This window comes from Caulobacter sp. FW305-C-30-S16, assembly GCF_058783025.1.
Genome location: NZ_JBYSYH010000002.1, coordinates 796,514 through 809,140, shown reverse-complemented (window position 1 = coordinate 809,140; position 12,627 = coordinate 796,514). Strand labels below are relative to the sequence as shown.

11 protein-coding genes are annotated in these 12,627 nt (G+C 68.2%); 6 read left to right on the top strand and 5 right to left on the bottom strand.

All coding sequences use genetic code 11. From position 1 onward, the window contains the following. Window positions 1–8: 8 nt before the first annotated feature. The 3 genes from AC3WJT_RS10925 to AC3WJT_RS10915 all read right to left on the bottom strand — a co-directional run bounded on the left by AC3WJT_RS10925 (window position 9) and on the right by AC3WJT_RS10915 (window position 4,266). On the bottom strand, window positions 9–1,289 hold the full coding sequence (locus AC3WJT_RS10925; RefSeq protein WP_492343144.1) for a NupC/NupG family nucleoside CNT transporter: 1,281 nt from the start codon (window positions 1,287–1,289) through the stop codon (window positions 9–11). Between the two features lie 106 nt (window positions 1,290–1,395). After that, window positions 1,396–2,079 (bottom strand): EF-hand domain-containing protein, encoded by a 684-nt coding sequence (locus AC3WJT_RS10920; protein ID WP_492343143.1) that lies wholly within the window; start codon window positions 2,077–2,079, stop codon window positions 1,396–1,398. 120 nt (window positions 2,080–2,199) lie between these two features. Next, window positions 2,200–4,266: a S46 family peptidase gene (locus AC3WJT_RS10915; RefSeq protein WP_492343142.1), complete on the bottom strand. Its 2,067-nt coding sequence runs from the start codon at window positions 4,264–4,266 to the stop codon at window positions 2,200–2,202. Between the two features lie 176 nt (window positions 4,267–4,442). Between AC3WJT_RS10915 and AC3WJT_RS10910 the strand changes: the two genes are divergently transcribed. From AC3WJT_RS10910 to AC3WJT_RS10890, 5 genes are all read left to right on the top strand, one after another. Further along, the gene (locus AC3WJT_RS10910; protein ID WP_492343141.1) at window positions 4,443–5,615 is read left to right on the top strand and encodes an ABC transporter permease; all 1,173 of its coding nucleotides are present in this window, start codon (window positions 4,443–4,445) and stop codon (window positions 5,613–5,615) included. Next, window positions 5,612–6,367 (top strand): ABC transporter ATP-binding protein, encoded by a 756-nt coding sequence (locus AC3WJT_RS10905; RefSeq protein ID WP_492343140.1) that lies wholly within the window; start codon window positions 5,612–5,614, stop codon window positions 6,365–6,367. Before AC3WJT_RS10910 ends, AC3WJT_RS10905 begins: the two co-directional genes overlap by 4 nt. A gap of 22 nt (window positions 6,368–6,389) precedes the next feature. Then, entirely contained in the window at window positions 6,390–7,409 is a 1,020-nt protein-coding gene (locus AC3WJT_RS10900; protein WP_492343139.1) for an HlyD family secretion protein, read from the top strand. Window positions 7,410–7,523: 114 nt separating this feature from the next. Continuing rightward, window positions 7,524–8,429: an SDR family NAD(P)-dependent oxidoreductase gene (locus tag AC3WJT_RS10895; protein WP_492343138.1), complete on the top strand. Its 906-nt coding sequence runs from the start codon at window positions 7,524–7,526 to the stop codon at window positions 8,427–8,429. 165 nt (window positions 8,430–8,594) lie between these two features. After that, a complete protein-coding gene (locus AC3WJT_RS10890; RefSeq protein WP_492343137.1) occupies window positions 8,595–8,981 on the top strand; it encodes a hypothetical protein in 387 nt (128 codons plus the stop codon). Window positions 8,982–9,023: 42 nt separating this feature from the next. On the opposite strand, the gene AC3WJT_RS10885 is transcribed toward AC3WJT_RS10890, so the two are convergent. After that, entirely contained in the window at window positions 9,024–9,944 is a 921-nt protein-coding gene (locus AC3WJT_RS10885) for a hypothetical protein (protein ID WP_492343136.1), read from the bottom strand. A 137-nt stretch (window positions 9,945–10,081) separates the two neighbouring features. Here AC3WJT_RS10885 and AC3WJT_RS10880 point away from each other — a divergent pair, with 137 nt between their 5' ends. Further along, window positions 10,082–11,488, top strand: coding sequence for an MFS transporter (locus tag AC3WJT_RS10880; RefSeq protein ID WP_492343135.1), 1,407 nt, complete (start codon window positions 10,082–10,084; stop codon window positions 11,486–11,488). Here AC3WJT_RS10880 and AC3WJT_RS10875 read toward each other — a convergent pair. Then, the gene (locus AC3WJT_RS10875) at window positions 11,485–12,582 is read right to left on the bottom strand and encodes an Mrp/NBP35 family ATP-binding protein (RefSeq protein WP_492343134.1); all 1,098 of its coding nucleotides are present in this window, start codon (window positions 12,580–12,582) and stop codon (window positions 11,485–11,487) included. The genes AC3WJT_RS10880 and AC3WJT_RS10875 overlap by 4 nt on opposite strands. Between the last annotated feature and the right edge of the window lie 45 nt (window positions 12,583–12,627).

Genomic DNA, 12,627 nt, shown 5'->3' with positions numbered 1-12,627 from the left:
TGATTTTCTTATAGAATTCCGAACAGCTCGCGCGGCATGGCGCCGACGACGGCGGCCGTCATGCAGGTGGCGAGGAAGCCGGCCAGCAGGGCCTTCCAGACCATGCTGATGACCTCGGCGCGGCGCTCGGGCATCAGCACGCCCATGCCGCCGACCGTGATCCCGACCGACCCGACATTGGCGAAGCCGCAGAGGGCGTAGGTCATGATCATCCGGGTCCGCTCGGTCATCTCGCCCTCCGGGATGTTGCCCAGCTGGATGAAGGCGATGAACTCGGTGAGCATAAGCTTCACGCCCAGCAGCCAGCCGGCCTTCGGCGCCTCGTCCCAGCTGATGCCCATGCTCCAGGCCAGCGGCGCAAACACGATGCCGAGCAGCCGCTCGATGGTCACCGGCTCGCCCCACAGCGGCGGCAGCAGGCCCAGCAGGCCGTTGCCGATCGCCACGAAGGCGACGAACACGATCAGGATGGCCGAGATGTTCAGCACCACCATCAGGCCGTCGGCGACCCCTTTGGTGATAGCATCAATCGAGCTGTCGTATTTCAGCAGCGATGTGTAGTCGACCTGAACCCCGGTCTGGCCGCGCTTCTCCGGCACCATCAACCGGGCCAGCAACACGCCGGCCGGCGCGGAGACCACCGAGGCCACCAGCACATGGGCGGCGGCGTTCGGCAGGGCGTTCTTGAGGATGGTGGCGTAGGCGACCATGGTCGAGCCGGCGACGGTGGCCAGCCCGACGACCATCATCATGAACAGCTCCGACCGGGTCAGCTTGTCGAGATAGGCGCGGATGATGATCGGCGTCTCGACCATGCCGACGAAGATGTTGGCGGCGGTGGCCGTGGCCGACGCGCCGCCCATGCCCATGGTCTTCTCGAACAGGAAGCCGAACGCGCGGATGATCAGCTTCAGCACGCCCCAGTGCCACAGCAGCGCGGACAGCGCCGAGATCACGAGGATCAGCGGCAGGACCTGGAAGGCGAAGACGAACGGCCCCTGGGCGTCGCTGAGGACGTAGGGCTGGTTGCCGCCGCCGAGATACCCAAACACGAACTGCGTGCCCTGGGCCGTCGCCGCCGACAGGCCGTCGACGCCATCACTGATCCCCTGGACCACGCCCCGCGCGGCGGGCAGGCCGAACAGCAGGAGCACCAGCCCGACCTGAACCGCCAGGGCGCCGAGCGCGAGCCGCCACGGGAACCGCGACCGGTCCTCCGACAGCGCCCAGCAGACAAGGAGCGTAAGGGCGATGCCCACGAGGCTTTGCGCGTTCTCGAGCCGAAACATCCAGATCCCCCGGCCGGGTCTTGAGTCCCCCGGCCCTTCACGGCGATTGACTACGAAGGCGGGCTGGCGCGCAAGGGCCGGGCGTTCTGCCCGACCCACATGCCGACTATGCCGCCAGCGACGTCGTCGCTACACCGCTGTCGGCGGTCAGCTGCTCGATCAGGCGAGCCAGCAGATCGGACGCCTCGGTGGAGAAGCCCGAGGCGGTCTGGTCCGTGGTCTGCAGGGACGCCAGCAGCTCCGCCATGCTCACTTTGCCGTCGCCGTCCGTGTCGAGCGGGTCCGTTGAGGTTGAGGCTGAAGTTACGGCCCCGCCCTCAGCGGGCGGTGGTGGAGGTCGCGGCCCCTTCGGAGCGGCGCTCTTGAACTCCTCCATCGACAAGACGCCGTCGTCGTCCGCGTCGGCCTTGCTGAGGAAGTTGGCGGCCATCGCCGCCGTGTCCGCGCCGGCTGCTCCTGGTGGTGCATGTGCCGCCATGTCAGCCGCCATTTCCTCGGCTGTCAGGGTTCCGTCACCGTCCGAGTCCGCGCCGGCGAAGACCTCGGCGGCTCGGGACTCCTGTATGGACAGCAACGAACCCATTGTTGCAGAAGCGAAATTCTCGCCGCCGCCGCCGCTGCTGTGACTCGCCCTCGCCGGTCGAGACCTGCCGGGTTCCGGCAGGTTCTGCCCTATCGACTGGAATTCGTCCCTGGATAGCTGACCGTCGGTATTGAGGTCAGCTTTGGCGAACATCGCCTGCAGCTGCTGCTGCAGGGCGGACGATCCGCCTATACTGGTTGGGGTCATGAGGTTCTCCCACTGTCAGGAGGCGCTCGCGGTCAAACCGCAGACGCCGCTCCGGAACGGCCGGAGCGCTCAGGACACAGCCAGAACCATTCCCTGTTTCAGCGCGGATACAAACTGCAGCTACTTGCCGGTCAATTCCTTCACCAGCGCATCCCGGCCGTACACCTTGGTCAGGGCCTCGGTGATGGCCGCCGTCGAGACGACGACGCTGCGGTTGACCGCCTCGTCGTAACCATAGGCGCCGGCGATGCTGTGGATATTGCCGTCAAAGACGGCGCCGATAACCTCGCCGCGCGCGTTCACGACCGGCGAACCGGAATTGCCGCCGATGATGTCGTTGGTGGTGACGTAGTTGAACACCGTGTCGGGGTTCAGACTTTCCTTCGCCGCCGCCCAGCGCGGCGGCAGGGCGTAGGGCTCCGCGCCAGTGGCCCGGGCGAACAGTCCGGCGAAGGTGGTGTAGGGGCCGGTCTCGGCTCCACGCCAGGTCCAGCCGGCGACCTTGCCGTAGGACAGCCTCAGGCTCGACGTCGCATCCGGATAGACGCTGTCGCCATAGGCCGCGAACCGGGCCTGGGCGACGCGCTCGGCGGCCTGGTCTGTCGGCGCGGTGACGTCGGTCTCCCAGGCCTTGCGCGCGGCGCGAGCCGCGGCGTCGATCTTCAGCGCGTATTTGATGAGCGGATCGTCCGACGCCTTGATGGCCTCCGCTCCGCCCTCCCACAGCGCCTTGCGGACCGCCGGGTCGCCGAGTTTGGTGGTCGTGACCAGTCGCGCGGCGAGGCCCTGGGGGTTTTCGGAACCCAGCAGCATCGTCAGGGTCGCGGTGTCGGTCCCGAGATACTCCCGCGCCTTGAGCAGCCAGAACTCGAGATAGAGCTGCTCGAGCTCCGGCTCGATCTTGCCCGGGCTCAGGGCGCGGCGTTCCGCGGCGGCGAGGCGGGCGTCGGTGAACTCCGGCAGACGCTCGGTCGAAGGCTTGGGACGCTCCTCGGCGGCGCGGACCAGCAGGCGCGCCCAGTCGAACAGGCGCGAGCTACGGCCCGCGTCCGATTCGAGCTGCCGGTAGGGCTGGTAGTCGCGGAAATAGGCAGGCTGAACCGCTTCCAGATCCGCCCAGGGGTCGCCGACCCGTGCGGCCAAAGTCTTGTCCGCGGCCACCTTGGCTCGCAGTTCTGCCTCCGCCTTGCGCCGGGCGGCCATGAAGCCGGCGTCGTTCAGGGCGAGCTGCCGGCCGTAGGCGACCTTGAAAGCGTTCTCCGTTCCGAAGATCGCGTCCGCGACCATCCTCTGCGCGGCGGGCGAGCGGCGGCCGAATTCGATCAGTCGCCCGCGCAACTCGGACCGCTGCAGCAGGCTCGTCGGCACGGCGAGGTCACGGGCGGTTTCGAGCTGGCTCATCGTCAGCAGTCGCTCGGTCGAACCCGGGCTCCCGGGAATGAAGGTCACGTCGCCGGCCTTGGGCGCCGCCGCGTTCCACGCCAGATAATAGGGCGTCTTCACCGGCTTGCCGTTGTCGTAGAGGCGCAGGAAGCTGGAATCGAGATTGAAGCGGGGGAAGTTGAAGTTGTCCGGATCGCCGCCGAAGAAGGCTGCCGCGAACTCCGGTGCGAACACCATCCGCACATCGGTGTACCGGCGGTAGCGATAGACAGCGAACTTGCCGCCCCGGAACAGGTTGATCGTCTGGCAGCGGCCGGCCGCAACGGTCTTGCAGACCTCTGTCTCGGCCGCCAGCGTCGCGGCGTCGCGCGCCTGCACATAGTCGCTGCCGGTCCTTCCGGCGGTCGCGGCGGTGATCTTCGCGGTCACGTCGGTGATCGAGACGAGGATCTCGGCGAACATCCCCGGGCAGGTCCGTTCCTCGGTCCGGGCGTCCGTCAGGAAGCCGTCCTTGAGGTGGTCGGCGTCCTCGTCGGACAGGGCGACCAGACAGGACACGATGCAGTGGTTGTTGGTCAGGATCAGACCGTCCTTCGACACCACCGAGGCCGAGCAGCCGGGAATGCGGACCGTCGCCGCCTGCACCCGCTCCAGCCACCGCTTGTCGATATTGACGCCGTAGGCCGCCCGGACGCGCGCTGACGGAAACCCGTCGAACGTCCACATGCCTTCATCCGCAAGGGCCGGAACAGCCGCGACGGCCCCGGACAGGGCGACGACCACGGCCAGCAGGAGACGGTTCATTGCACTCTCTGGAATAGCCCGTTCGGAACGATGACGTTCTTCCGACGTAGCGCGGGCCTCGGAGTCTGACCAGACCCGGAGGCAGGGCCTTACCCCGATTTAACTTGGCCGGGCGCGAACTCCGTTCCAGAACCCTGCTGCGTCCGGGTAACCCGGTTCGGGGAGTTGTTGTTGTCATGTCGCTGGCGTTGGCCACGCTGATCTACGAGTGGCGCCGCTACATGGCGGCCGTCATGGCGTTGGCGCTGTCGGGCCTGCTCGTGCTCGCCATGACCGGCGTGTTCATCGGCATCGGCCAGAGCTTCACCGCCCAGACCGAGCGCTCCAGCGCCGACATCATGGTCATGCGGCCGGGCGTCACCAACATGATGAGCGGCCCGTCCGGCGTGCCGCGCCGTTTCATCCCGCTGGTCTACAACCACCCGTCGGTGGTCGAGGTGCAGCCGTTCGACAATGCCGGCGGGACCTTCCAGTCGCTGGAGACCTTCGATCCCACCCTCAGTCAGGCCGAACGGGCCAGGATGAAGGGGCCGAAGCAGAAGTTCGTCATGACCAGCATCATCGACACCATGCCCGGGTCGGTGACGATTCCCGTCGACTATGCGCCGGAACTGGTCGACGCCCTGCGGCAACCCTACACCGTGGCGATCGACGAGACCGTGCTGCCGGTGCTCGGCGTCAAGCTCGGCGACAAGGCGATCTACAACGGCCAGACCGTCACGGTGGTCGGCGTACTGCGCGGCTACCCGAACATGATGCAGCCGGTCATCGTCATGTCGCGCGACACCCTGCGCCTGCTCGGCCAGGCCGACACCGGCGCCCGGGTCGGCCCCCTGATGGTCAAGGTCAGCGACCCGGCCCGCGCGGCGCAGGTGGCTGACGACCTGAACAAGATGGGCAACGGCCAGTGGAAGGCCTGGACCCGTCAGGAGCTGGCCGACGCCAACGCAGGCGCGATGTTCGAGGAAGGCATTCTGGTCATCATCATCGGCGGCTGCGTCGTGCTGGGGATCATCATCGGCGTGGCCATCACCTGGCAGACCCTGCGCGGCGCGATCATGGCCAACATCAAGGAGTTCGCCGCCCTGCGCGCCCTGGGCGTCGGAATGCCCTCGCTGCGGCGGGTGGTCGTCGAGCTCAGCTTCTGGGTCGGATGCGTCGGCGTCGGCGCCGCCATCGGCCTGACCTGGCTGGTCAAGCTGTTCGCCGCGGCCAACGCGGTGGTCATCGGCCTGCCGATCCCGCTTCTGATCATTGTCGGGGCCGGCCTGATCCTGATCGCCATCGGATCGGGGATGCTGTCGCTCGGCGTGCTCAAGAACAGCCAGCCTGCGGATCTGCTGCGATGAACGCTCACACCAAGGTCCACGGCAAGCACGGCGACTTCGCCATCGAGGCCAGACATCTCGTCAAGCGCTTCAAGTCGGCCAAGTCCTACATCGAGGTGCTCAAGGGCGTGGACTTCGACGCCCGCCACGGCGACCTGACCATGGTCATGGGCCCCTCCGGGTCGGGCAAGTCGACGCTGATCGCGGCCTTGTCCGGCCTGCTCCGTCCGGAGGAAGGCCGCGTCGATGTGCTCGATGTCGATGACCTGTGGACGCTGCCGTCGGGCAAGATCGACCGGTTCCGGCTCGACCATTGCGGCTTCATCTTCCAGGGCTTCAACCTGTTCCCCGCCCTGACGGCGCTGCAGCAGGTCACCACGGTGCTGAAGTACCAGGGCCTGTCGCCGGCGAAGGCGAAGAAGCGCGCCATCGAGGCGCTCGAAGAGGTTGGGCTCGGCCCGCGCCTGCACCAGCGCCCGGCCGAACTGTCCGGCGGCGAAAAGCAGCGCGTGGCCATCGCTCGCGCCCTGGCCAAGGACCCCAAGATCCTGTTCGCCGATGAGCCCACCTCGGCCCTCGACGGCGAGAACGGACAGGTGGTGATCAAGCTGCTGCGGCGCGCCGCGACCGAGCACGGCGCCGCCGTCATCTGCGTGACCCATGACCCGCGCCTGGAGGCCTGGGCCGACCGGGTGATCAAGCTCGAGGACGGCACGATCATCGACGACCAGCGCCGCACACCCGACCCCAACGCCTCTCTGGCGCAGCACTGACCGATCCCGAAGGACTGACCCGATGCCCGCTATCCTGAAGAACAAATGGCTGTGGTTCGCCCTGGTTCTGCTGATCCTGGTCGGCGCCGGCTGGACGATGTCGAACAAGGCCAAGGCGCAGAAGGCGGCGGAAGCGGCCAAGACCGCGCAGACCAAGGTCGAGAGCCCGTACGCGGCGATCGCCAACGCCAAGGTCGATGTCGAAGGCGGCATCATCCAGGTGGCCGCCCGTCGCGGCGGCGTGGTCAAGGCCGTCTACGTGCAGGAAGGCGAACGCGTTGTCGCCGGCCAGGTTCTGGCCCGTCAGGAAGACGATGAAGCCCGTCTGGCGGTTGAACGCACCCGCGCCCAGGTGCTGCAGGCCCAGTCCCAGATCCCCATCCTGCAGGTGAAGCTGGATACCGCCCGCCGCGAACTCGCCAGACTGAACGGCCTGGTCGAGGGCAATTTTGTCGCCGCCCAGCGCATGGACCAGCAGCGCGATGCGATCCGTGACTGGGAAGCGCAGATCGGCGCCCAGCGCGCGGCCGTCGCCACCACGCAGGCCGCCCTGCGCGAAGCCGAGTACAATCTTGAACTGACGGCGATCCGCGCGCCTATGAGCGGCCGCATCGCCCGCCGCTACGCGAACCCCGGCGCCGGCGCCTCGACCCTGAACGTCTCGACGATGTTCGACCTCGAGCCGGACGCGCCGCGCATCGCCCGCGCCGAGATCGTTGAAAGCGACATCCCCAACGTCCGCGTCGGCCAGCAGGTCGAGATCCAGCCCGAGGGCGATCCGTCCAAGGTCTATATCGGCACGGTGCTCCGCCGCGCGGCGGTGTTCGGCGCGCGCAAGCTGGCCTCGGACGATCCCTCGCAGCGGTCGGACGAACGGGTCGTGGAAGTGGTCGTCACCGCCGACGGCGCGCCGCTGCTGATCGGCCAGCGGGTGCTGGTCAAGTTCATGAAGCCCGGCAAGGTCGCCGGCGCCCAGAAGGTCGTCACCCGCGGCGTTCCGGCGGACCGGGCGATGAAAACCCCTGACGCCAGGCCGAATTAGTCAGACGGGCGTCCGCAGCCTCAGGCGCAGGCGCCCTCAACGCTTGACGCCTACCCTGCTGCGCCGCAAAACGCCGCCAAATCCAAACAGGCGTTAGCGCAGAGGAATACGCACATGGCCGATATCCGCTTCGACGGGAAAGTCGCGATCGTCACCGGGGCCGGCGGCGGTCTGGGTCGTCAGCATGCGCTGGAACTGGCCCGGCGCGGCGCCAAGGTCCTGGTCAACGACCTCGGCGGGTCGATGGACGGCTCGGGCGGCAACTCCGCCGCCGCTGAAGCGGTCGTGGCCGAGATCAAGGCGATGGGCGGCGAAGCCCTGGCCAACGGCTCGTCGGTCACCGACGATGCGGGCGTGGCCAAGATGGTCAAGGACGCCATGGACGCCTGGGGCCGGATCGACATCCTGATCGCGAACGCCGGCATCCTGCGCGACAAGTCGTTCTCCAAGATGGAAGTGGCCGACTTCGAGCTGGTGCTGAACGTCCACCTGATGGGCACCATGAAGCCGACCAAGGCGGTCTGGGAGATCATGAAGGCCCAGAACTACGGCCGGATCGTCGTGACGACATCCTCGTCGGGCCTTTACGGCAACTTCGGCCAGTCCAACTACGGCGCGGCCAAGCTCGGCATCATCGGCTTCATGAACACCATCAAGCTCGAGGGCCAGAAGAACAACATCCACATCAACGCCATCAGCCCGGTCGCCGCCACGCGCATGACCGAAGGCCTGATGCCGCCGGAAGTGCTGGAAAAGCTGAAGCCGGAGTATGTCACCCCGGGCGTGGTCTACCTGGTGTCGGAAGAGGCCCCCACGGGCGCGATCCTGACCGCCGGCGCCGGCGTGTTCGCGCTGTCGCGGATCATCGAGACCGAGGGCGTCTACCTCGGCGAGGGTGGCCTGTCGGTCGAGGAAGTCCGCGACAACTGGGCGAAGATCACCGACGAGGCCGGCCAGAAGGCCTATTTCGCCGGCGGCGAACAGGGCCAGAAGTTCTTCCGCAAGATGGCCGGCGGCTGATGCAGTCCGGGACATGCGCGCCGCGCATGTCCCCGCAAGGCGACATGGAGGGGGCGCGCACGCAGGTGAGCGCCCCCTTTTCCATGTCCGCGCCCTCCCCCCCTTCATGGGATGCGGACGACGCTCTGCGGCATGACTCTGGGGCGATCCACAGGAGGGACCGCAATGCGACCATGGCCCATTGTTCTGCTTTGCCTGCTCGCCGCGCCGGCGCTTGCCGCTGATGGCGGCAAGTGGCCCGTCAATCGCGAGAGCTGCGTCGGAGCCTACGGCGCACTGGACAACCAGGGCGCCATTCTCAGCGTCGTCATGCCCGAGCGCCTGAAGGGCAACATCGGCGCGATCGACTGGGCCGCGCGCCGGGCGGCGGTGCTTCGCGGAAGCTCGGTGATCGAGGCGGCCTCGGCGATCTACCTCGCCACCTTCGACGCCGCGCTGGAGGACTTCCAGACCGCCGGACCGCCCGCCGAGGCGGAAGAGGTCTTCAAGCTCGCCGCGCAGTGTGACCGGCAGTTCGGGCAGGTCCCGGCGCTCACGGCCAGGACCCGGTAGCCAGGGACGCGCCGCGGCGGCCGTCCGGACCGGCAAGGCGCCTCAGACGCGGCACTTCGCCGGATCGTCGCTGCGGACAACACAGACGATCCGACGGCCGCGATCGCTGCCGTAGACATGGAGCACGCGCTGCTCGAACCAGGCCCAGCGCATCCGCGTGTCCTCGGCCGCGACGTCCATCGCCAGGGTGTAGACGCCGCCCTGCCCGCGCGGCGCGCCCCGGGTGTCCTTGTTGAGGGTGGCGTGCTTCACCCGCCCCGCGCAGTGCCGGCTTTCCGGAAAGCCTTCATAGCAACCGCTGATGAGGCCGTCGGGAAAGCGTGCGTCGCCGAGGGTGATGTCCAGCCAGTCGATCGGCGCGGCCTGGCCCATACCCGGCGGGTCCTCCAGCCGCGCGCCCGCTCGCCGCAAGGGATCGACCCAGTTGCTGTGGGAGTAAAAGTCCTGCGCCGCGTGAAGCGCGAGACCCATGTTCTCGAGCACGTTGCACTTGGCCCGGCCGCTCCGGCCATTGTAGCGGCAGCCCGGCGTGATCGAGGCCTGCCGCATGTCGATGGCCAGGTCATCGGAAGGGGCGACCAGCGCCCCGGCGGCCTCGACCGCCTGCTCCATCCCCAGGAAGATGAGCGTCCGGCAGGACTCCAGCACGGTCCGGGCCTCCTCGCGCGAGCGCGGGTAGCCCGGACGGTCGAGCCAGTCGCCATTGTCGCAGTGAACCTCGCTGGCCGACATCAGCCCCCGGTCCGGCCGGTCCGGCGCGCCGACGGCGCCGAAGCTGCCGCGCTTGCCGGCGATTTCATCCATCGTCGCCGGGCCGATGCCGAAGCCTCCGAGCCCCTGCCGCGTGACCCGCTCATGCTCGGCGCTCTGGCCCAGGCTGCGGATGGTTCCGAAGGCCTCGGCCTGCACGGCGCCCAGCAGGACCGTCGCGCCGGCCATCGCCAGGATGACACCTGTTCGCATGGAAGCCTCCCCCTCGATCCCGGGAAGCTTGCGGCCGGTCCGCCATCCTGTCCATGGCTACGAATTCATTTGCTCTTCCCCAGCGGCATGATCCGATCCTCCCCCGGACGCACGCAGATGCGTCAGGGGAGACCGACTTGAGCAACAGCAATTCGTCCGGCCGGATCAAGGCCGGGACAATCGCCGCCTTCTCGATGGCGACCATTCCTGTCGGGGCCCTGACCACGCCGCTGCTGGTCCACCTGCCGCCGCACTATGCGGGCCTGCTCGGACTGCCGCTGGCGGCCGTGGGCGGCATCTTCTTTCTGGTCAAGGTGCTGGACCTGATCTTCGACCCGGCGTTCGGCCTGCTGATGGACCGCACCCGCACGCCGATCGGCCGTTACCGGTTCTGGCTGATCGTCGCGGCGCCCGTGCTGATGCTCGGGGTCTGGCAGCTGTTTCTCGCCAAGCCCGGCGTCAGCCAGCTGTACCTGCTGATCTGGCTGTCGGTGCTCTACGTCGGCTTTTCGCTTCTGGTGCTGTCGCAATCGGCCTGGGGCGCCGTGCTGGCGACCAACTATGACGAGCGCTCACGCGTCTATGCCTGGGCCTCCGCCAGCGGCACTTTCGGTGCGATCGCCGTGCTGATCCTGCCGCTGATCCTCAAGCTGCCCGACACCGAGGTGGTCCCGTTCATGGGGTGGATGATCGTCCTGTCGATCCCGATCACGACCCTGATCGTCGCCCTGGGAGTCAAGGAGCCGGTCGTGCCCCGCCGCGAGGCCGAGGACCGCCTGTCGTGGCGCGACTTCCCGGCGCTGATCGCGCGTCCGACCATGGCGCGACTGCTGGGCGCGGACCTGCTGTTCACGCTGGGCCCGGCAATCACCTCGCCGCTATATCTGTTCTTCTTCATCCAGGCGCGTGGCTACACCCTGACCGAAGCCAACGTCATGCTGCTGTTCTTCATCGTCGCGGGGATCTTCGGCGCGCCGCTGTGGGCGATGGCCGCCTATCGCTTCGGCAAGCACCGCACGCTGATGGCCGGCGCGGCCGCCTATTCGCTGGCCCAGGCGGCGATCTTCTTCATCCCGAGCAAGACCTTCTGGATGATGGCGCCGGCGATGTTCCTCGCGGGCGGGATCCTCGCCTCGCTCGGCTTCCTGATCCGGGCCATGGTCGCCGACGTCGGAGACGAGGTGCGGCACCAGACCGGCAAGGACCGGGTCGGCCTGCTGTACGCTCTGGTGTCCAGCACCTCGAAGATCGGCACGGCGTCAGCGGTGCTGGTGACCTTCGCTATCCTCGACTGGGTCGGCTTCAACGCCGCGCCGGGCGCAGTGAACTCGGGGAGCGCCATGAACGGGCTGGTCCTGACCTACGCCATCGCGCCGGTGGTGCTGGTGATGGCCGGCGCGTTCGCTGTCCGGGGCTACAGCCTGAGCCGCGAGCGACATGACGGCATCCGCGCCGATCTCGACGCGCGGGACGCCGCCGCCATCGCCGGACAGTCGGCGGCGGAAGCCGTCGCCGCCGCCCCGACGCCGGCGGCAGGCGCCTAGAGCAGCGCCTTCGCGGCGGCCCTGAAGGCCTCGGCGGCGGCGCTCTGGCCGCCCCCGGCGGTCAACGGCGCGCCGTCGTCGCCGGCCTGGCGCAGGGCGATCTCGATCGGGATTTCAGCGAGCAGGGGCACGCCCAGCGTCTCGGCCTCCGCCCGCGCGCCGCCGGTCCCGAAAATCGGGATCGGCGCGCCGGTCGAGGGGTCGGCGAAGAAGGCCATGTTCTCAATCACGCCGAGGATCTTCGCCCCGGTCTTCTGGAACATGCCGACCGCCCGCCTGGCGTCGATCAGGGCGATCTCCTGCGGCGTCGAGACGATGACCACACCGTCGACCGCGAAATTCTCGACAAGGGTCAGGTGGATGTCGCCGGTGCCCGGCGGCATGTCGATGACCAGGATGTCCAGCGGCGCCTCGGGCGTGGCCCAGCGCACATCGTTGACCATTTGGCGCACGGCCGAAGAGGCCATCGGCCCGCGCCAGATCATCGGCGAGCCCTCGTCGACGAGGAAGCCGATCGACATGACGGTCACGCCGTGCGCCTGCAACGGCTGCAGCTTGCCGTCGATGAACAGCGGCTCGCCGTCGACGCCCATCATCCGCGGCGCGGACGGGCCGTAGACGTCGGCATCGAGCAGCCCGACCTTGAGGCCGAGGCCCGCGAAGGCGCAGGCGAGGTTCACGGCGACCGTGGACTTGCCGACGCCACCCTTGCCGCTGGCCACGGCGATGACGCGTTTGACGTTCTCGGGCCGCTTTACCTCTTTGCGGGGCTTCAGCTCGGCCTTGGGGTCGCCGGCGACCCGCGCGCCCTTGCGCTGGCGCGTGACGCCCTCGGGTGCTGAGGCGGTCAGCACCACCTGGGCCTTTTCGATTCCCGGCAGACCGGCCAGCGCCTTCTCGGCGGCCTCGCGAATGTAGCCGTAACGGGCGGCGTCGGCGGCCGGGACCTCGAGCATAAAGCCCGCCCTGCCCTCGCGCAGAACCAGCCCCTGGACCAGTCCAGCAGCGGCCAGACCCTTGCCGGAACGGGGGTCGATGATCTTGTCCAGGGCCGCAAGGGCGGCATCTCGGTCGGCGGATGTATGAAAGCTCATGTCGGACAGCTTGCCTTGGCGGGCGCGGCGTCACATATCCGCTTG